17 protein-coding genes are annotated in these 21682 nt (G+C 43.3%); 9 read left to right on the top strand and 8 right to left on the bottom strand.

Annotated features, from left to right (window positions below; genetic code table 11):
- Positions 1-98: 98 nt before the first annotated feature.
- Together FHS57_RS08485 and FHS57_RS08480 are read right to left on the bottom strand one after the other, a co-directional pair.
- Positions 99-812, bottom strand: a complete 714-nt coding sequence (locus tag FHS57_RS08485) for a LytR/AlgR family response regulator transcription factor (RefSeq protein ID WP_183972510.1) — start codon at positions 810-812, stop codon at positions 99-101.
- Between the two features lie 15 nt (positions 813-827).
- A complete protein-coding gene (locus tag FHS57_RS08480) occupies positions 828-1925 on the bottom strand; it encodes a sensor histidine kinase (protein ID WP_183972508.1) in 1098 nt (365 codons plus the stop codon).
- A 344-nt stretch (positions 1926-2269) separates the two neighbouring features.
- Between FHS57_RS08480 and FHS57_RS08475 the strand changes: the two genes are divergently transcribed.
- Positions 2270-4528 (top strand): S9 family peptidase, encoded by a 2259-nt coding sequence (locus FHS57_RS08475; RefSeq protein WP_183972506.1) that lies wholly within the window; start codon positions 2270-2272, stop codon positions 4526-4528.
- Positions 4529-4634: 106 nt separating this feature from the next.
- Here the strand turns inward: FHS57_RS08475 and FHS57_RS08470 are convergent, their stop codons facing one another.
- Positions 4635-5765, bottom strand: a complete 1131-nt coding sequence (locus FHS57_RS08470) for a MalY/PatB family protein (RefSeq protein ID WP_183972504.1) — start codon at positions 5763-5765, stop codon at positions 4635-4637.
- Between the two features lie 2 nt (positions 5766-5767).
- The gene (locus FHS57_RS08465) at positions 5768-6976 is read right to left on the bottom strand and encodes an ATP-grasp domain-containing protein (protein ID WP_183972502.1); all 1209 of its coding nucleotides are present in this window, start codon (positions 6974-6976) and stop codon (positions 5768-5770) included.
- 87 nt (positions 6977-7063) lie between these two features.
- Here FHS57_RS08465 and FHS57_RS08460 point away from each other — a divergent pair, with 87 nt between their 5' ends.
- Positions 7064-8284 (top strand): ABC transporter permease, encoded by a 1221-nt coding sequence (locus FHS57_RS08460; RefSeq protein WP_183972500.1) that lies wholly within the window; start codon positions 7064-7066, stop codon positions 8282-8284.
- A gap of 207 nt (positions 8285-8491) precedes the next feature.
- On the opposite strand, the gene FHS57_RS08455 is transcribed toward FHS57_RS08460, so the two are convergent.
- A complete protein-coding gene (locus tag FHS57_RS08455; RefSeq protein WP_183972498.1) occupies positions 8492-9340 on the bottom strand; it encodes a helix-turn-helix domain-containing protein in 849 nt (282 codons plus the stop codon).
- Positions 9341-9491: 151 nt separating this feature from the next.
- On the opposite strand from FHS57_RS08455, the gene FHS57_RS08450 reads away from it, so the two are divergent.
- From FHS57_RS08450 to FHS57_RS08430, 5 genes are all read left to right on the top strand, one after another.
- Positions 9492-10481, top strand: a complete 990-nt coding sequence (locus tag FHS57_RS08450; protein WP_183972496.1) for a phytanoyl-CoA dioxygenase family protein — start codon at positions 9492-9494, stop codon at positions 10479-10481.
- Between the two features lie 414 nt (positions 10482-10895).
- Complete coding sequence (locus FHS57_RS08445; protein WP_183972493.1) at positions 10896-11678, top strand: HNH endonuclease; 783 nt, start codon at positions 10896-10898, stop codon at positions 11676-11678.
- Positions 11679-12051: 373 nt separating this feature from the next.
- Entirely contained in the window at positions 12052-13050 is a 999-nt protein-coding gene (locus tag FHS57_RS08440; RefSeq protein ID WP_183972491.1) for a serine hydrolase domain-containing protein, read from the top strand.
- Between the two features lie 243 nt (positions 13051-13293).
- Positions 13294-13740: a GNAT family N-acetyltransferase gene (locus FHS57_RS08435; RefSeq protein ID WP_183972489.1), complete on the top strand. Its 447-nt coding sequence runs from the start codon at positions 13294-13296 to the stop codon at positions 13738-13740.
- 330 nt (positions 13741-14070) lie between these two features.
- Complete coding sequence (locus FHS57_RS08430; protein ID WP_183972487.1) at positions 14071-14625, top strand: NIF family HAD-type phosphatase; 555 nt, start codon at positions 14071-14073, stop codon at positions 14623-14625.
- Positions 14626-14841: 216 nt separating this feature from the next.
- Here FHS57_RS08430 and FHS57_RS08425 read toward each other — a convergent pair whose 3' ends face one another.
- Together FHS57_RS08425 and FHS57_RS08420 are read right to left on the bottom strand one after the other, a co-directional pair.
- Positions 14842-17298, bottom strand: coding sequence for a TonB-dependent receptor plug domain-containing protein (locus FHS57_RS08425; RefSeq protein ID WP_183972485.1), 2457 nt, complete (start codon positions 17296-17298; stop codon positions 14842-14844).
- Positions 17299-17427: 129 nt separating this feature from the next.
- Complete coding sequence (locus tag FHS57_RS08420; protein ID WP_183972483.1) at positions 17428-19122, bottom strand: T9SS type A sorting domain-containing protein; 1695 nt, start codon at positions 19120-19122, stop codon at positions 17428-17430.
- Between the two features lie 113 nt (positions 19123-19235).
- Between FHS57_RS08420 and FHS57_RS08415 the strand changes: the two genes are divergently transcribed.
- Together FHS57_RS08415 and FHS57_RS08410 are read left to right on the top strand one after the other, a co-directional pair.
- Entirely contained in the window at positions 19236-19691 is a 456-nt protein-coding gene (locus FHS57_RS08415) for a hypothetical protein (RefSeq protein WP_221225576.1), read from the top strand.
- The gene (locus tag FHS57_RS08410; RefSeq protein WP_221225575.1) at positions 19691-20560 is read left to right on the top strand and encodes an alpha/beta fold hydrolase; all 870 of its coding nucleotides are present in this window, start codon (positions 19691-19693) and stop codon (positions 20558-20560) included. Before FHS57_RS08415 ends, FHS57_RS08410 begins: the two co-directional genes overlap by 1 nt.
- Before the next feature lie 41 nt (positions 20561-20601).
- On the opposite strand, the gene FHS57_RS08405 is transcribed toward FHS57_RS08410, so the two are convergent.
- Positions 20602-21654: a VOC family protein gene (locus tag FHS57_RS08405; RefSeq protein ID WP_183972478.1), complete on the bottom strand. Its 1053-nt coding sequence runs from the start codon at positions 21652-21654 to the stop codon at positions 20602-20604.
- Positions 21655-21682 lie beyond the last annotated feature (28 nt).

Here is a 21682-nt window from a genome sequence, read left to right as displayed (position 1 = left end):
TTTTGGCTCTTTTTCGGGGTTCATTTATTTATAAAAACTGTATACCAACAGGTTAAACCTAAAAAGGAAAGCCTTTCGTTGCGCATGCAAGCATTGTTTTATTCGCCAATTGCTTTCATAAACTCCTCAACATATTGCTCTCCCACTGGAATGACGGCTTCGCCGATGTGGATTTTTAGGTTACGTACCGATTGGATTTTGTCAAGAGACACAATGTATGACTTGTGTATCCGCATAAACTCATGGGAAGGAAGTTTTTGTTCGATTCCTTTGAGGGTCATTCTGGTAATCACTGGATGGCGTGCGGAGGAAAGGTAAATCTTCACGTAGTCTTTCAACCCTTCGATGTACAAAATTTCGTCGTAGCGGATTTTTACCAAGGCGTAGTTGGCATTTACAAAAAAATGCGTCGTGGTTTGCTCAGTAGGTGTTTGTTGGTGCAGTTTAAACAAATCGTAGGCTTTGTTGACCGATTTCAAAAACCGCTCAAAGGCCACTGGTTTCAACAAATAATCTACAACGTCCAACTCAAATCCTTCTAACGCATACTGTTCATAAGCCGTTATAAAAATCACCATCGGGGTTGTGTTTTGCCCCTGAATAGATTTCAAAAACTGAACGCCCGTAATGCCAGGCATTTGAATATCCAAAAAAATCAAGTCGGCTCCTTGTTCGTGCAAAATATCCATGGCCTCAAACGCATTATGACAACTTGCTACTAGCTCCAAAAAAGGCACTTGGCGAATGTTGTCTTCTAAAAGTTCGAGGGCTAGGGGTTCGTCATCAACCGCTATGCAACGTAGCTTAGGCATGTTCATTGTTTGTTTTTACTTCAAAACTATTTCTAAATCTGTCACAAACATAGCCTTATCTTTTGAAATTTGTAATGTATGGGTTTCAGGATAGAGTAATTCGAGGCGGCGTTTTACGTTGGCTAGTCCAATTCCCGAACTATTGTCCTTGGCTTCCACAAAGTCGGAATTGTAGCGATTTTGTACTTTGAACCGTATTTTATTGTCACCCGATACCAACATAATCTGAATAAAAGGTTCACGAATAAGCCCCGTACCGTGTTTAAACGCATTTTCTACGAACGGAATCAGCAGCATAGGCTCAAGCGCTAAGTTATTGTAGGACGTATCAAAAACCATGTCCACCTTCACTTTATTTCCAAAACGCAATTGTTGCAGCTCCACATAACTTTTCAAATAATTTATTTCTTTGTCCAAAGGGATTTTTGAATCGTCTGAATCGTACAACATGTAGCGCAGCAAATCCGACATTTTGACAATCATTGGCTCTAGCAAATCTGATTTTTTTCGGGCCAATGCTGCCAAGCTATTCATCAAATTAAACATAAAATGTGGGCTAATCTGAGAACGCAAAAACGACAATTCCGACTGTAGCCGCACCTTCTCTTGTTCGTTTTGCAAGCGATGTTCGCGTTGATAATCGCCCAATAATCGAAAACACGTACTAATGCCAAACGCCGAAATCAACGAATAGAAAGTAGTGTAGCTAAACCAAGTCTGGGGAGGCATTCCCCACATCCAGTACCGAAAAAAATACGTAATCGTAAGGACTAAAATCAGGGCAAGCACAATCACCAAAATATACACCCCAAGCCCTCGCTTTTTGAATAACCTTGGTAGTAAAATTTCGGAGTTGGTGTAAAATAACAATACGGAGAAGAACTGACTAAAATAAAAAATTGTCTGCCAAATTCGGTCTTTTTCTTCTTGTGATAATTTAAGTTGAGAACTCGCTAAGGCGTTGGCTTGCTGCTGCGATTGTATCAACAAAAAGGGCAAAAAGATGAAGCAAGCCCAGAAAAATATATGGGTGACCACCACCAAAACTTGCCTCCAGCGGATTTGCTTGGTGCCTGGTGGTACTGGTAATGAAAGAGTCGTAGTAGATGTCATGGTAAGTCAGTAAGAGATTTTAAGCTTATGAGGTTAAGAGAGATATTCTTCAAAAATTATGTAATGGTCGTTTTATCTTTTTGAAAATTAGCAAATAAAAGCCACGATTTCAATAGGAAGCGACGTTTCGGGAAAATGATTAGACAAAGTAGGGCATCATGCCACCCATTCAGGTATTTTGGCATTAAAAATATGCCTAATCTTCAAAAAGGGCGCTTATTCCCATCATTTTGATAGGTAATTTCATGCCAAGTAGCTAAAATAGTACTACTCTGTGCCAATTAGGACACCACAAAAAAGGGAAAAGATAGCTAGGTTTGTAAAAACTTAAACCCACTCCAACCATGCAAACTTTAATTAGGCGCGTTTACCAAGGCTTGGTTATGCTTCCCCTTTTAACTGGGCTGTTGTCCCCTATTTCAGCCTTCAGTCAAGGAACGGCAGAAGACTACCAACGCTCGGAGTTGCTTAAAAACAAGCTAAAAGACAAAGTCTATAACGCCCCCGCTCAGGTATTTTGGTCAAAATCAGGCAAAATCGTTTGGTACGCCATTCAAACCCCTCGCGGTAAAGAGTTTATTTCGGTAAACCCGCAAACCAAAACGCGCCAGTCGGCCTTTGACCATGAGCAATTGGCTCAACAGTTGGCCACGTTATCAAAAACCGAAGCCAAACCTTTCAGCTTACCTTTCAATTCCATTGCTTACGTCAAAGACGACCAAGAAATTGAGTTTAGCGCAGAAGGATTTGTGTGGACGTACGGGCTCACTACCAAATCGTTACGCAAAAAAGAACCCATTCGTAACGACCCACAACGGTATTGGGCAGCCGCTACCAGCGACCAACCCGAAAAACCCGTTTTCTCTCCCGATAGTTTGTGGACGTCGTACATCAAAAATCATAACTTGTACGTTCGTTCGGAGAAAACTAAAACAGAATCACAACTTACCTTCGATGGCTCCGAAGGCGAATACTATTCAGGCTATGTCCAGTGGTCGCCCGATTCTAAAAAACTGGTAGCCAACAAAATACGCCCCAACCAAAAGCATCTTATCTATTTTGTGCGTTCGTCGCCCGAAGACCAGCTACAACCCAAACTCGAAAGCCGCGAGTACCTCAAACCTGGCGATGCGTTGCCGATTCGTCGCCCACATCTTTTTTTGGTTGAAGAAAAAAAACACATTCCCATCGACGAAGCGCTGTTTAATCATCAGTACAACATTTCGAGGATTGATTGGCGCAAAGACAGTCGCGCTTTTAGTTTTGAATACAACCAACGGGGGCACCAAGTGTATCGGGTGTTGGAAGTCAATGCTGCCAATGGGGCAATTCGTGCGCTCATCGACGAGCAAAGTCCCACCTTCATTGATTACAGCGGGAAAAAGTATCGCTACGATGTGGCCGACGGCAAAGAAATCATTTGGGCTTCTGAACGTGACGGCTGGAACCACCTTTATTTGTACGATGGTGTGACGGGTAAAGTAAAAAAACAGCTAACCAAAGGTGAATGGGTAGTGCGTAACGTGGTGAATGTCAACGAAGAAAAACGCACCATTACTTTTGCCGCCAGCGGAATGAATCCAAAACAAGACCCGTATTTCACGCATTACTACCGAATCAATTTTGACGGTACAGGACTGACGCCGCTAACTTCCGAAAACGCCAACCACACGGGCGTATTTTCATCTGACAATCAACTGTTTGTTGACACTTATTCGCGGGTAGATATGCCTCCTGTTACCGTACTTCGCTCGGCAGCCGACGGTTCGGTGGTGATGGAACTGGAGAAAGCGGATATTTCGGAATGGTTGAATGCAGGTTGGAAAACACCTGAGGTGTTTACCGCCAAAGGGCGTGACGGAAAAACGGACATTTGGGGAATCATTATCCGCCCGACCAATTTTGATCCCAACAAAAAATACCCCATTATCGAAAACATCTACGCGGGGCCGCACAGCTCGTTTACACCCAAAACGTTTATGACCTACAACCGAAGCATGTTTGAATTGGCCGAACTTGGGTTTATTGTGGTTCAACTAGATGGCATGGGTACCTCCAATCGTTCCAAAGCTTTTCACGATGTATGCTGGAAAAACCTCAAAGATGCGGGCTTCCCCGACCGAATTTTGTGGATGCAGGAAGCCGCACGCAAATACCCTTCGATGGACGTAAGTCGGGTGGGGATTTATGGAACGTCGGCGGGAGGACAAAGTTCAACGGGAGGGTTGTTGTTTTATCCCGATTTTTACAAAGTAGCCGTTTCTTCTTGTGGCTGCCACGACAACCGTATGGACAAAATTTGGTGGAACGAACAATGGATGGGCTACCCCATTGGCCCACACTACGAAGAATGCTCTAACGTGGTGAATGCCAATAAACTACAAGGAAAACTGATGCTTATTTTGGGAGAAGTCGATGACAACGTTGACCCAGCATCGACGATGCAGCTCGTCAATGCCCTCATCAAAGCCAACAAAGATTTTGATTTTCTGATGGTTCCCAACATGGGACACTCCACAGGCGGCGAATACGGTGAGCGCAAACGCCGAGACTTTTTTGTCCGCCATTTGTATAAAACCGAACCTCCAGCTTGGAAAGAATAACAGTTAGTATCGAATGTATAATGTCGAGTGCAGAATGTAGAGTGTCGAATAAGGGTATTAAATTCGACATTCTACATCGCACGGGCGCCCCCGTCTACACTCGACATTAAAAAACAGTTTTTATTCTCCGAACTACTTCTTCTAACGTGGCTCGTGGACAGGCAAAATTGAGACGAATGAACCCTGCGCCGTCAAATTGTACCCCGTCTGATACACCAATGCCGACGGCTTCCAATTTTTGGGCAAAATCAACGATACCCGACTCCCGCGTATCAATCCATGCCAAATAGGTTGCTTCCAACGGCACCATTTTCATGCCCTTCAACTGGTTGATTTCGTTCAGTAAAAACTGGTGATTTTGGCGAAGATAGTCCAACAGTTCTTCGTGCCAAGCAGCGCCGTCGCGGTAAGCTGCCAAGGCCGCTTCGTAGGCATAGGCCGAAAGCATAGGCATAAGGCCCGCTTTGGTTTTGATAAATTTAGCCCGAAGTTCATCATTCGGAATGATAGCCATTGAACAACCCAAACCTGCAATATTGAACGTCTTGCTCGGCGCTAACAGCGTAATTGTATGCTGTGCTGCCTCGGGGCTAAGGGTAGCAATCGACAGGTGGTTTTTGGTTTTGTCGAGTAATAAATCACAGTGAATTTCGTCCGAACAAATGACAATGTCGTTTTTAAGACAAATTTCTAGCAATTTTTCTTGTTCTTCTTTGGTAAAAACCGTTCCTGCGGGATTATGGGGATTGCAGAGTAAAAACAATTTTGTTTGGGGTGTAACCGATGCTTCTAACGCCTCGAAATCAATGACCCAACGGTTGTTTTTTAGTTGTAAAGGTACTTTTTGTAACGTGCGACCCGCCGCATGGGTTTCCAACATAAAAGGATGATAAACGGGTGTCGCAGTCATCACTGCGTCCGCTTCGGTTGTGACCGTTCGGATAGACAAGCCGATACCTGGCACCAAGCCTGGCAACCACACAATCCAATCTTTTTTTACATCCCAGCCATGGCGGTTTTTCAAACGTTCAATAACGACGTCATAAAGTTCATCGGGGCATTTCGAATACCCAAAAATGCCGTGCTCGGTCACTTTTTGTAGCGCCTCCAAAATCGGCGGGGCGGCTTGAAAATCCATGTCTGCTACCCAAACAGGAATCACATTTGGGTCAGCGTATTTGTCCCACTTGTAACTATTGGTATTTTTTCTGTCAATAACTTGGTCAAAAATGCTCATTATTAATGCGTTGGTTTATCTTGGGCGGGTGCCGAGGCGTGATAATCGTGGCGAATCATCTCGGCATATTTATCCATCAATTCCATGACACGGCTCCGACTTGGCGATTGCACAATCAGTCCGACATGGTATTCTTCTTTCATTTGCCACACAATTTCGGGGTCATTAAACGGCGACATGTCGGGCCATTGTTGGCGCGCCAAAGAGATAATGATGCCCGAGTATAAATTCTGAACTTCAGGCAACACATAGTCTGCATTGATTGCCTTGGCATGTTCGATGTGCGCCCATTCTTTCCACAAATTAATCCCCGACGAATAATCGACCATTTCGGCCAAGTGCGCTCCACCTACCCGCGAGGCCGTTTCAAGGAAATAAAACTCCCCATCTTCGTAACATTTAATCACCTCCGTGTGTGAAGCACTGTAGTTCATCTGGAATGCTTTCAGCACTTGTTCATTTACTTTTTTGAGCGCTTTGGCATCTTTGGTACCAAACTCCACCGTTACCGAACGAAAAATACCACCCCCGTGTGCTACTTCAAATGGGGTATTGAGGTATTGGCTACTTCGTTCAAAAATCACTTTTTTATCCAACGTCAGCGCATCTACGTGATAGACATCGCCAGGCTTAAATTGCTCAATCAGAAACATGTGCCGTTCTTCCCCGAGGCTGTGAATGGTATTCCAAGCTTCGTCAAAACTATGGACTTTTTTGATGCCTGCCGCCGAGGCTTCGGCACGTGGCTTGATTACCCACGGCGCTTGGGTAGCGCGCAGGTACTCCGTAATCTCCACGTCGTTGAACAATCCAGTAAAAGCGGGCACTTTAATTCCAGCATCACGGGCTTGTACGCGCATCGCCAATTTGTCCCTAAAAAAACGGGCGGTGGTTTGCCCCATGCCTGGGATTCGGAAATGTTCGCGCAAGATGGCTGCTTTTTCCACATCAAAATCATCCAAAGCTACCACGCGGTCTATTTTTCGCGTGCGCATGAGGTACGCCATTCCTTTGATGATGTTTTCAAAGTTTGACAGTGTATTCGAGTCATCCTCTAGGTAAAAAAACTCATCAATCGACTCGTAAGGCCATTCTTTCCCTTCCGTTCGTCTGGCGGTCAACAAATAAACTGTGTTGCCAGCCTCTTTACAGGCCCGCAAAAAATCACCGCCTTTAAAATAACACGTAATACACAAAAACGTTAAACTCATGGGTAGTTAAGGTTTAATCAGAAAACGTTAGTATTGTAGGAACTTTTCAAACTTACAAACTATCAAACATTCAAACAAACACCACTTGTGAATTTCCCCTTTTTCGTAGCTCGTCGTATTAGAGAGCCTCAGCAAACCACTTTTTCTGCGACGGTGTCTCGCGTCGGAATCGTTACCATTGCCTTGGGTGTAGCAGTCGGAATTGTTGCATTATCGGTCTTATTTGGCTTTAAAGATACTATTTACCAAAAAGTCTTCCTTTTTGGCTCGCACCTTCAAGTAAACAAACTTTCGCTCAATCAATCTTTTGAAAGTGCACCCCTCCCCCTTCATACCAAGCCTTACGACCAATGGCAACAAATCAAAGGGATTCGACATCGGCAGGCGGTGGCGCACAAAGCTGGCATCCTAAAAACGCCCGACGAACTCCAAGGTGCGGTTATCAAGGGCGTGGGGCGCGATTACGATTGGAAATTACTCGCTGAAAATTTGGTGGAAGGTCGGGTGATTCAGTATTCTGACACCGCCTATGCCAACGAAATCATCGTCAGTCGCATCATTTCTCAAAAACTCAATTTAAAACTCAATGATGAGGTCTTGATGTACTTTGTACAAAATCCACCCCGCGTTCGCAAACTGAAGATAGTCGGCGTGTATGAAACAAACCTCGAAGAATTTGATAATCAACTGGTTTTGGGTGATATTGGGCTGGTTCAACGCCTCAATGGCTGGGGCCCAGACTCGGTAGGTTCGTACGAATATTTTGTCAAAGACTTCGCCCAACTTGAGCCTACCGCCAAGGAACTTTACGCCCAATTGCCTAGCTACATGCGCCTCGAACGGGTCACCGACAAATACCGCCCGCTGTTTGAATGGCTGCAATTGCTCGACCAAAATACCATGGTCTTGCTAGCTTTGGTATTTTTTGTGACTTGTTTCAACATCGCTTCCGTATTGTTGGTAATGATGATGGAACGCACTCCCATGCTGGGGCTACTCAAAACCCTCGGCAGTCCCGACAGCCAAATCCGTCGCATTTTCTTTTACGTAGGGCTGCAATTGACCCTGAAAGGCTTAATTATTGGAAATGTCGTCGGTTTGGGGCTTTGTTGGCTTCAAAGTAAGTTCCAAATCATCCCGCTCGATCCCGTCAATTATTTCATGAGCACCGTTCCAATCGTTTTTGATTGGCCCTCTTACTTGTTTCTCAATATCGGAATTTTGAGCGTCATTACGTTAATTTTACTCATTCCAACCCTCATTATCAGCCGCATTCGTCCAGCTCAATCCTTAGTTTTCAAAAAATAGAAACATCGGGTGTACGAACAAATCTAGGATATGGTAACATTCTTTTAAAACACATAGAAAATAGTAGAATAAACACATATGTAAACATAGCTAGTCTTTTGTGTGCTATGTGAAAATTCTATATGGACTATGTGTTTACATTTTCCTAGTCGCCTGCAATGTTTCGCACCCAAAAATCAAGATACATGGGTAAATTTGTCCTTAAATCTACTTGCTCAAATACCTTTTCTTAAACGACAAGGGGTTCTCGCCTGTCACTTTTTTAAAGGTTCGGTTAAAATAAGACAAGCTATCAAAACCACATTCAAAACAGGTTTCCGTCACGTTTTTGTCCATCAAAAGCAGTTTTTGGGCTTGATTGACGCGGTAATGGTTTAAAAATTCGGTAAAGGTCAAACGGGTCATTTTTTTAAAATACCGACAAAACGCAGGAATACTCAGGTGGCATAAACTCGCCACCTCTTCCATCTCTATTTTATGGTGAAAATGCTCGTCGATAAATCCGTAAAGTCGTTTTAGACGCTCTTGATCTTTTTTAGTATATTGATTTTCAACGGGTTGGTCGTGTAACAAAGTAATATCCGAGGCATTGGCCAGTCTTTGCAGTATTTTCAATATTTCCAGAAACTGCTCAAAAGGTGGCAACCCCGTCAAGTGTCGCATTTGTTCTCCAATCAGTTGCTTGGTATCAGCGCCAAACGCCAAACCATGCTGTGCTTTTTGAAAAAGATGGGCAATGCTCGACAATTCGGGTGTAGTCTCGAAAGCAGCCCCCAAAAAATCACTTTTAATGTGTAAAACGACTTTTTCGTAGTCAGATTTGATACCATAATCGAAGTTAAGGTGCGGGATATTTGACCCAATCAGCACCAAATCGCTGCCAATAAAACGCGAAATGTGTTCTCCAACGTGCCGCATTCCACTTTCTGCTTCAATATACACCAGTTCCAACTCAGGATGAAAGTGCCAATAAAACACATCACTAAGGCGCGGGTTTAGAAGTAACCGAAATGAGCTATTTGAATCGGGAACGAAAGCCTCAAAAACAACTTTCATACGAAGCAGTTTGTCTGTTTTTAACTTTTATATTGCTTAAAATTACTATTTATATCAATACAATTCAAATTTATGCAACTATTGGCGAAGATTTTAGCTGCTTCATTGCGCTACCTTTGTATAATTATTTTCATTCAAAATAGTACATATCATGGAAGCACATACAATGACCCCAACCATGGCCCCAGTTAAAATGGCCAATACCAACCACGAGGACATTCCTGGCAACCCATCAACTGCGACAAGTAGTCATTTGACCCTCAACGACCGTTCCAATGGAGAACCTTTGCAGGTGTTGAGCGAAGAAGATTGGCAGTTTTGGATGCACAACGGCTACATTGTCATCAAAAACGCCGTTCCCCGCGAGCAAGCACTCAAAACCGCCGAGTTTTTGTGGGAGTTTGAGGAAAAAAATCCTAACGACCCCGAAACATGGTACGCCCCCCCTCGTGCAGAAATGAAAATGAAGGAATTGACGGGAACGGGAATGGTGGAAGTATATAACAACCAACACCTTTGGGACAATCGCCAAATGCAACGGGTCTATGATGCTTTTGTTGACATTTGGGGAACAGAGAAACTGTGGGTGACCATTGACCGTGCCAACTTAAACTTTCCCATTCGTCCAGGTTTTGAATACAAAGGCTTTATTCACTGGGACTATGACCCCGAAACAAAGCCTCAAAACGTACAAGGTGTACTGGCTTTGGCCGACCAAACCGACGAAAACATGGGAGGCTTTCAGTGCATTCCTGAGCTGTATCGCACCTACGATACGTGGAAATTGACACAACCCGCCGACCGTAATCGTTTCCAACCCGACACCACAGGCTTAGAAGAGCACATCGTCAAAGTAAAAATGGAAGCGGGCGATTTATTGATTTTCAACAGCACGCAGCCCCACGGCATCCGCCCCAATTTATCAGGAAATAAAGTTCGGATAGCGCAATACATCTCCATGATGCCCGCCGAGGAAGAAAACGAGGCCCTACGCAATTGGCGCGTCAATTCATGGAAAAATCGCATTTCGCCCGAAGGGTATGCCTTCCCAGGCGACCCCCGTCACTGGGAACAAACCAAGTACGATGTAGCCGAATTGAACGACCTTGGCAAAAAACTGCTAGGACTTGAAAAATGGTAAGTAGGTGTTAACGCAGAGTTAATAGTTAGCCTAAAGCCCGAGCAAAACGCTCACGCTTTAGGCTTTTTTGTCATTTCAACGACAGGAGAAATCTACAACAACCTCAGTTAGCCTCCGATAGTGCGAGTGTCACACTCGTGCTATTTATTTTTAGGCTTCTAGCCTTTTCGACATTATCTAATCTAATAGGCTGGATGCCTTTGAATAGTGAGCACGAGCAGGGACGCTCGCGCTATCAAATTGTTTTTTTGTATCCATTTTTAAAAACTTCAAAATCAAAAACATACAAGTAGCTTATTTTCAACACATTATAACGATTACTTGAAAATTAGTGAGAACTTCTCTATATTGCAGAATCATACACAACAGTTATTTAAGAATTAGGCGATATTTTAACCAAACTCCACGAAAACTATGACAGAATGGATTATTTCGGCAAATGCTAAAATGTACGACCACAGTTCTTCATTTGAACATTTTGAATTTATAGATTGGCGACAAGGAAATACAAAGTATGAAGTAAATGATATAGTTTATATTTATGCTACAAGGCCAATTTCATCTATTCGCTACAAATGCTTGGTTGAGAAAATTAATCTTAAACATTCAGAAATAAGAGATGATAAAGAATACTGGAAAAATCTTGACGAATACGAGAAATCTCTTCAAGGAAATTTTATTAGACTAAGGTTAATTGAACAAGTTTCGAATAGAAAACTAAACTTGGAAAACCTTAAGGAAAATGGACTTTCTGCCGCTCCACAAGGACCCGTAAAAATAAGAAAAGAACTATCTGAATACCTAAAAATACATTTCACGGACAATAATCAGACTGACTATTTTCCAGATACAATAGGTGATAAAATAATATACGAAGGAATAAAGAAGGTTATAACCGTAAATAAATACGAACGAAGTTCAATTGCGAGAGATAAATGTATTGAGTTTAATGGACTAAATTGCTTTGTTTGCGGAATGAATTTCTTTGATGTCTATGGAGAAATCGGGGAAGGCTTTATTCACGTACACCATTTAACACCAATTCATCAAATTGGAAAAGAATATAAAGTTAATTATAAGGAAGATTTAGCTCCTGTATGTCCTAACTGTCACGCTATGTTACACAGAAAAATTAATGGAAATGAGCCGACAATTAACGAACTTAAAGAAATAATGAACAAAAAATACATCGCTTAATAACTAAGAATTCGTGGTAGCCGAAGGTCAAACCATGAAGGCGATGGGGGACGGCCAGTCTTGAACGGAACTCGGGCGGGCGGCCAGCCTGGCGGTGAGTATAAGGAAATTGACTAGTTTCGGCTGACAAAGAAATCTTACGACCAATTTACAACAAACGTAACGATTAGATACTTGACAAAGAACAAATTGACAAACAGTTTATATAGAAAAACGCCCTTTAGGTTTTGAGTAAGGCGTACTGACATACATACTTAAAGCTTTGTTCTTCTAATAAACATTAGTAATAAATTTGGAACTTTGTACTTCGAAACCCGCTCGAACGCAAAGCTAAAAACCGACAGCAGCAAGCAGACAACAACAAAACTATCAAATGACACGACCTGAAGAGTTTATAGATAAGATCACAAACATTATTAAAATTTTACCAGTTTACACGGAAGTTTCAATTTCTGTGACGGAAAATAATACGACAACTTATTACGGATTAAAAAATGAAGGTGAAGAAATTTCTTACCCAAACAATAAAACATCAGCATTTGAAATAGGCTCTGTTACTAAATCTTTTACAGGGAATGTACTAGCACAATTAGCAGTTGAAGGTAAAGTTCGTCTTGACGACCCAATTTCAGATTTTCTTCACTTTGAACTGAAAGATAATACAGCTATAACGTTGAAACAATTAGGTATGCATACCTCTGGACTTCCGAGAATGCCAATTTGGTATGACGATAGAAGAAATTTTATTAAAGAAAACCCTTTTAGTAATTACTATGAAGAAGATTTAATAGGCTATTTAAAAAATGACCTTAAAATTGAATCTCAGCCTGGAGAAAGAGTAATGTATTCAAATTTAGGCTTTGGTTTGCTTAGTTATATTATGTCGAGGATTCAAGGACAATCTTTTGCAGAAATAGTTGAAGCAAAAATTTTCAAGCCATTGAAAATGCAGCATTCGGCATTTAACATTAATAAGATTTCCACAAAATTGATTAAAGGCTTAGATAAAGAAGGAAATTTTACACCATATTGGGATGGCGGAATTCTTGATGGTTGCATTGGTATTATTTCCACATCCGAAGATTTGGCAAAATTTGCAATAGCAACTTTAGATGTGAGGAATAAAATGATGGATTTACAAGTTTCTAATGCTGTTTTGGCTAAACCAGAGGTTTATTCGGCAATTGGTTGGGTGTTGGTAAAATCTCCTGAAACGGAGCCTGTTTTAAAAATAAATGGCGGAACAGCAGGTTTTTCCTCTTCCATTTTTCTCAATCGCCAAACCCAAAAAGCATTAACCTTTTGCTCTAATATTCACCCCGACACCTATATGAAATTAATAGAACCATTGTGTTCCGAGGTTGTGAAATAACTTTTGGATAGTTTATCGACTACCACCAGACGCTGGTAACTAAGCTTTAGTAATGGCTGAAAGCCACGCCATAAAACTCCCGATAGCGCGAGTGTCACACTCGTGCTATTTATTTTAAGGCTTCTAGCCTTTTCAACATTATATACCTTGAAAAGTCAGCACAATAAAGCGACACAGCGACAACAAACAGTTGACAATTTAGGATAACCCATCGACAGAAAAATAAACAGAATGAAATAAATTATGACTATTAGAGAAGCTACCATTGACGACATAAAACAAATTCAGATCGTAAGAAATTCTGTAACTGAAAATACATTGTCAAATCCTAACTTGGTGACAGACGAAGATTGCGAAGAGTTTATTACAAAAAGAGGAAAAGGATGGGTTTGCGAAATTGACAAACAAATTGTGGGTTTTGCTATTGCTGACTTGAAGGAAAATAACATTTGGGCGTTATTTTTAGACCCTAAATTTGAGAAAAAAGGTATTGGAAAACTATTGCACGACACAATGTTAGAGTGGTATTTTACACAGACAAAGGAAAAAGTCTGGTTAGGAACTGCTTTTAATACAAGAGCAGAAAAGTTTTACAGAAAAGCAGGATGGACAGAAGTTGGAACACACGGAACCAAGGAAATTAAATTTGAAATGACGTATGATGACTGGGCAACAAGCCCGAACCGCTAACAGTAGTTTGGCAATATGATGGAGACCTTACTTGAAAGTTCGAGGAGCTTAGACGAAGCCCCAACTCGTTCTAGGACAACTGCCACTGTTAATTAAGCTTTCGTAGTAGCTGAAAGCCAATCCATAAAAATCCGACCTCAGTTAGCGAAAGTGTCACGCTCGCGACATCAAACTGCCCAAATCAATAGCAGACAAACATCTTATTTTCAGCACAATACAACAATTACTTGAAAATTAGTGAGAACTTTCCTATTTTGGCAGTACCAACACAAAAGTTGCGTATATTTGGGAGTTATTTGCCACCTTACAGGCCCACTTACTAGTTGACAAATGGACGAAAAATCTGACAAACTTTTAATCCTTGACTTAGACGAAACACTAATTCACGCCACTGAAAAAGAATTGGGTTTTTCGGCAGACTTTAAGTTTGACAAATATTTTGTTCATAAACGACCTCACCTTGACCAGTTTCTTGTGGACATCTCAAAACATTTTAAAATTGGAATTTGGAGTTCGGCGGACGACGCCTATGTAACCGAAATCGCAAATAACATAAAACCAGACAATGTAGAACTTGAAATTATTTGGGGACGTAGCAGATGTTCTCTAAAAAGAGATTATACTTTTGACAATTACTATTTTGAAAAACGTCTTAACAAACTAAAGAAGAAAGGGTTTAGACTTGAGAAAATCATTATAGTTGACGACACCCCTCAAAAATCAAGAAACAATTACGGAAACGCAATTTATATCAACGAATTTTCGGGTAATGCAACAGATGAAGAACTCAAACATTTGCAGGACTATTTGCTGACTTTAAAAAATGTTGACAATGTTCGGACAATTGAAAAACGTGGTTGGAGGACAAACAAAGGCGGCACATAATAACTAAGCTGGTGGCTGAAGGCCAAGTCATGAAGGCGCTGTTGAACGAAACCTTCGGTGGCGGCAAGTACCCACCAAACCCTTTTTTGTTTTGGAGTTATCGTTGAAAGTGCAACTACCCCAATCGCACACGTCTCCCGCTCACACCCTCACCCCCATTCACGCAAAAGCCGCCCTCGATGAATTGTCGGGGCGGCTTTTTTGCTTTTCAGCTACCTAGTTAACTTTAAACGTACTTTCTTTCACACCCATTGCCCCCGTAGAATTCATGCCTTCTACCCGAACTTTTACGTCGGTTTGGGCGTCAGAGGCAAAAAAAGAAACCTTGGCTTTTCCTTCCTTATCGGTCTGTATCATCGGCGACCAATACAACGTAGCCCGAAAGTCAGGCTGAACGTGTTCGGGAATTGCTTTGTCGTATTTGGGTGCGTAAAATTCCCGCACGGGGCTGTAGCCCAGTATTTTCTCCGTAATCACCCCTTCGGCTTTGTCTTTGGTCCAGTCGTAAGATGAGCCACCCCGCTTGGTTAAAATCGCTACCACTCCCCCGCCACCTTGGCTACCATAAATAGCGGCGTTGGCGCCCTTCAAAATGTCAACCGCCTCCACATCGCTTGGTGGAATTGAAACAATGGCATCTTTGCTCACAGCCATACCATCCAGCAAAAACAAGGGCTCAACCGCTCCACTAAAGTTGGCTGCTCCTCTGATTTGGATGGAGCGATTCATGCCACTTCCCGTGATTTGAACCCCAGGTACTCGCCCCTGAATAACGTCAAAAATCGACATCGCTCCCGCCGTATTCATGTTGTCAAATTTTACGGTATTGCTAGGCTCCCCATACATGGCACGGCGCGAATCGTCTTTGATTGGGTCGGGGCGTTTGGCTTTTACTACTACTTCATTTAACAATTGCTCCCGACTTGCCCGAATTTGGCGCTCAATTCGCAAGTACTCTTCCGTACGCTTGAGGTATTCAGCAAGTTCGTTGGGGTCAAATTCGATGGGATTGAAGGGTATTTTTGTAAAAGATACTTTGGCAGGTTGAAATGGGTTAAGCATGATGGATAAGTTTCGGTTTCCGCGCTCTGTAACTGCCTGCACCAGCACAGTAGTTGTGTCGCGCACATCGAGGTCATAGACCAAAAACTCACCCGTTTCGGCCGTTTCGCCCATCAAGACCGACCGCGTGCTATCCTTCTGAACCAGCAGATAGGTCAATTTCACCTTTCCAGGCTGTTTTTTGTTCATACGCGCTACTTTTCCCGAAAATGAAATGCCTTGTTCTACGTAAAAAGGAGCAGGCGCTAACGAATCTTTCAGTACTTCACCCCAGTTAAAGCGACGCCACCCTTGCGTCATCAGCAAAATGTCCAGTTGCGCCGCCGCATTTGGGTTTGTTTTGTCGAAATAATAACTTGGTTGTTCAATGCTTCCTTTGACATCTGACGCAAGCAGAAAATACGAGCGAATCGACAACGCATTGGGCTCTTTATCAAGCACTTGTTTTGCGTCTGTAGCAGCCAATGAAAAGTTACCCATTACAGGATTACCCTCGGAGTCTTTTGCTGTAATCTCCAATTCCACTTTTTCCCGTGGTTTGTACGCATTTTTATCACTTGCAATTTGTAACTCAATCTCCCGATTGCGCTGAATATACACCAGTCGCTCTGCCGTCGGAAGGTTATTTTCGTCAAAAACCGTGATGTGCGTAATTCCGTCGTTCAAATTAGCACGTGGGATATTGAATAAAACCGTTTTTTTGGCCAAAGTTGCCTTGGCAGCGTAGCCCACGGCCCCACGGGTATGAACAAAAATCGACATTTCTGCCGACGGATTCAGCGGTTTGTTATGGCGCACAATCACCCTCACGTTGTCTTTGTTGGACAAATTATCGACCGTCACCGTAAACCCTTCTTTTTTAACCTTAGGAATAGGGTATTTCACGTACTGTCCGTTAGGTTTTCGTACTTCGATACGGTACTCTTGACCAGCTTCGGGCATAAAACTGAAAAATCCCATCCCGAGGTGCGAGGTCGAAAACCCTGCCAAGGTATCATTGGTTTGACTGACTACCGCCCCTGTGATTCCAACGCCTTTCCCTAGCGCGTTGACGGCTTTGAAAGCCACCCGACCTTCTAATCCTTGCACCAAATCTCCGCCTTCGGGCATAAATTGCACGTCAATGTCATCCGCATTGTGGGGCAACGAAGTAACTGGTTTGTTGGACTTTAGTACGCGAACGTCGCGGTGGAAGTAAAAATCTTCCGAAAAATTGCGCATCCACTGGGTGTAAGCACGAAGTTGGTACTCTCCCTCCTGCAACGAATCTGCCAGGGCCATTTCGCCGTGACCTATTCCCCCGTTTAAGGATACTTTTTTGAGCAACACCACTTTTGATGTTGTTTTGTCCACCAAATCAACGTACAAAACGCGGCTGACCGAATCGGCGGCATGGCTGATTCCGTACACTAAATAGGCTTTAAACCAAATCGTTTCCCCCGTTGAATAATAGGGACGGTCAAGGTGCAAATACGCCTTTTCGGCAGGATAGGTTTGTTGGTATTTTTCAAACTTGGCGACCAATTTGTCTAACCACTTGTCTTCCCACGGAAGAACTTTGGCCCCCAGCAACACCGAGCTAAGGGCAATCAGAATAAAACTACGATACATGGCTGTACACTATTTTAGTTTGGGTTTTAGAAATAACGCAAGTATAACTAACAATTGTGTACTTCGCAACAAAAAAAACTAACCGAATAGTAAACTGGCAAAAACGTACCGCAAACAGACCAAACTATGTCACTTAATAAGTACTCGTTCGGATAGTCGCCGCCCATTCACTTCTACGTGAAGTAGGTAAGTACCCGTTGGTAATTTTGAAGCATTGATTTCACGTTCGTTGATGCCCTCTTTAAGCATCGCTTCTTCTTTTGAATGCACTTTTCCTACGAGGTCGGTCAGAAAAATGGAGGCCGCTGCACTCGACACGCTTTCCACCCGATAGTAAATTTTTTCGTGGGCGGGATTAGGCGTCACTTTTATGTCTTTTAATCCATGCGTTTCCTCCACCGATGTAATGGTATTCAAATCAAAAGAACATAAAAACACTTCGCGGCCTTTGAGGGTGATTGTTTTTTGCCAATTTTGAAAACTTACATTGATTGTTGTTTCTTGGGTATCCGACGAAACATAGGGGTTTTGGGCCGCAATAAGAATGTTTGAGCCTTTAACAACGCCACGCCAAATGGCTGATTTTGCCTTCGATGATTCCAGGGCAGGCGTGGGAATGACCAACTGATTGGCCCCCTCAAAAAACTCCTTAAACTGCGATAAACGGTACAAACCACCAATAAAATATTCATAACTCGCGTAGTTATCTTGGCGAGTATCGTCAACGGGTGCCTCCCAAAGCCAAAGCCCTTTCGCACCCGAAAAGAAAGGAAAAATGGCCGTAGCCTCTGCCACAAACGAAGGAACAAAAGGCACTGTTGGGTTAAACGCATCGTGGTAACGCATCCAGATGTAAGGAATCACGGGCTTGTCGGACCACACCCGATTGGCCTCAATAACAAACAGCAAATAGGCCAAATAATCTTTGCCCAAAGGAGAGGTATTGTAGTCGTAATAGTAATAACAAGAAGGTGTGAGCAGGTTGAGTTGGTTGTAAAAAGGCCCTCCAGGTTGGCCCGACGTCGAGTCTTTCATCACGTGCAGTAACAAATTGGAGTTGGTCGTCCAATCTTTCCAAGTTGTCAAGTCCATGGCCAGCCAATTGGTAAAACTTCCCCGAACCAAAGCATCGCTGTAGCTCCCAATTTTGGTAGTCTCCACTGATTTTTTACGCAAAAAATCAACGGGTGCGGCATATTGTCGCTGCATATCGCGCTTGTATCGTTCCACAAACTGCGCGTCGCTCAAGGAACGGTATGCCTCAGGAATCCTTGGTTGGGTTTTTATGGCTGCTATTTCGCGGTCAGTATCAAAAATCCGTTCGATGTCGAGTCCAACAATACTATAGGCCAACGGCTTTCCGCCCTGTGAATCTTGAAAGGCATCGGCGTGACCACGAAGTTGGTTCTCCCAAATCGAATTGTACACGTTTTGATCATTTCCCCAAGGACTTCTTATCGCCCTGTCGGCCCAAGGTTGGCTACCCGCTTCAGTGGCTACGTGGTACCAAGTCACTGCTCGCTGCTCGAAGGGCAAGGTCGCACTTTCATTTCCCGAAAAAGTAGCTAAATGGCTAAACCCGCGACTAAGTGGGAGCGATTTTGTGTCGCCAAAGCGTGGCCCTTCATAGATAATTGTAAACGGCAGCGAAAAGGCAGGAAATTTTTCCCATTCGATAACGTTATTCGTTTTGACGGGTGTCCATTGAAACGACGAAGTACATTCTTGTGCTTTTAGCTCCATTCCTCCAAACCCTGCCAGCACACAAGCAATTTTAACAACTAAATGGGTAACTCGAAACGGTATATTATTCTTGTTTTTCAATCGTATAAAGTTTAAAATGATTCCCCAACGTCCGTCAACCAATATCCTATCTCAGCGGATTGTCTTAGAAAAACGCTAAATTTGAGCACAAATTTAACCCGTAATCAAAAGCTATGAAAAAGTGGTCGGTTCTTTGTTTCGTATTCGTGTCAATTTTTCTTGCAAATTGTAAGAAAGTAGAGGTAACTGACACCCCAACTACGCCCGATGCAACGATTAGTGTATTAACAACCAATCCTTGGAAAGTTAACAAAATCACCGACTTAAACGGCAATACCATTGACAAAAACTTGTTGCCTACCGAAGTCAAAAGCTTTTTTGAAGTATATATTTATTTTAAGGAAGACAAAACGGTACGCGCACTCGACCCCGTCGCCCTGACGGTGCAGCAAGGTGGTGCTTGGGATTTGTTGGACAATTCTAAAACGTTGTACATCGACTTAGGCAAAACATTTAAGGGCAACTACCCCATCAATAAACTTGACCGCGCTCGGATGAGTTTACGTCATACTGCTGTTTATAGTGGCCTCAATTTTGACGTGTTTTTGGAACTTGTCCCCGCAATTTAATGCCATCTCACCCGATTCGGTTTGAAACAGAACCTCATTTTTTTCTGTCGGCAGAAGGTTGGGGAAACCCAGCCCATCCACCCTTAATTTTACTTCATGGTGGCGGGCAAACGCGTCATTCGTGGGGAGATACCGCCCAAAAATTAGCAGACCAAGGTTGGTATGCCATCACTTACGACGCCCGTGGGCACGGAGAAAGCGATTGGTCAGTCACGGGCAACTACTTGGTGGATGGTCTAGTCGCTGATTTAAAAGCAATTATTCGTCAACTTGGCACCAAACCCGCCCTTGTTGGCGCTTCCATGGGCGGGCTCACCGCCATGGTGTTAGACGGCGAATCGGACGAATCGCTCGCCTCAGCCATTGTCTTAGTGGACATTGCACCTAAAGCCGAACAAAAGGGAATTGAGCGTATTTTTGCCTTTATGAGCTCACACCTCGAAAGTGGTTTTGGCAGCTTGGAAGAAGCCGCTGCTGCCGTATCGGCCTACTTGCCACAGCGCTCAAAAAATTATGACCCCAGTCGGTTAGAAAAAAACCTCCGTTTTCGTGAAGGACGGTATTATTGGCATTGGGATCCACAAATGCTCCACGTGTGGAAAAATGCTACCCCCGACCAACAAATTGCGTACGAAGAACGTCTTTATCAAGCCGCCCAGCGGCTAAAAGCGCCCACGCTTATCGTTCGTGGTGGCATGAGCGACGTGGTGAGCGAGCGGGTGATGGCGGAGTTTTTGGATGCAGTGCCGCACGTTCGGAGCACCACCGTTTCGGGCGCAGGTCACATGGTAGCAGGCGATTCTAACCATGCTTTTACCAATGCCGTTATTGCTTTTTTGGAGGAAATATATCCCCCTCATCGCTCTTAAAACAAAACGCCACCGCGTTGTGCGATGGCGTTTGACAACTATTAATCTTTTACTTTGCCCCAACCCAGGGTCGCTACCATCCAGTCGGGTAAGTGTGTTTGTTTCTTTCTTTTTTTCAAGTTGAGATAAATTCCCAATTTCTTCACGATAGGCACTTTGTGCGTTTCGACAAACTCAATAAGTGTTCCGTCGGGGTCTTCTACGTACGAGAATCGTCCTGCGGCTTCGCCCATGTCAAACGAATCGGCGCTATCGACCGTAAACGGAAAACCATTGGCTTGGCACTGATTCTTGAGGGCATCCATGTCAAGGGCATCAAAACAAAGGTGAATAAAACCTGCATCGCCCCAATCGCGGTCTTCAAAAATTTTGCGCGGAGTCCGATCCAACGCCTGTACCAGCTCGATTTCGATACCGCCGAGTAGCTTGCCAAATGCGCCTACTTTGCCCAACGTTTTGCGCAACAACACCCGACGAAAACGTTGCTTCTCGACGCCCAAAAACGCAAAATCCTCGAAAGTGCCCGTTTTATCATAAACGATTTGGTCGATTTGAAGCGTTCCTGCGTAAAAAGTAATGGCTTTGTCCATGTCACTTACCCCGATAACTGCTCCGCACACACCCCCTGTTAGGTGGCCATTGGGACGAAACCACGAGTCGTTGGGCACAATTTGAAGAATGTTATTACGGAAATCGCGCAGCCAAAATTGCTTGCGGTTTTCGGGAGAAGCACCTAAAGCCGATTTTTTCTCCTTGCTGCTGAGTTGTGTATAAAACGTAGGAACGTCAAGGCATTTAATTTTGATAGAAAAAATCCCTAAATCACCCAACACAGGCTCAAAGGTGGGTTCGACTGGAATGCGATTTTTGTACTGCCAAATTTCGACACCTCCGCCGCCCGCCATGTTTAAGGCCATGATGGCATGACGACGACGAACTTCCCCTGAAGTATAACACGTCATCAATTTCGCATCTGCTTCATCATTAAAAATGGGAACATTCAGACCAAGTGTTTTTCGGTACCACGTAAAGGCATCATTGGCGTTTGGAACACCAATACCCACTTGTTGAATTCCGCTAATTAGTGCATTCATAAAAGTAGAGAAAGAGGGGGTTGGGTTA

Source organism: Runella defluvii, assembly GCF_014195535.1.
In the GTDB taxonomy this organism is placed as follows: domain Bacteria; phylum Bacteroidota; class Bacteroidia; order Cytophagales; family Spirosomataceae; genus Runella; species Runella defluvii.
Note: the sequence above shows the minus strand (reverse complement) of the source record. Positions and strands in the feature narration are given on the sequence as shown.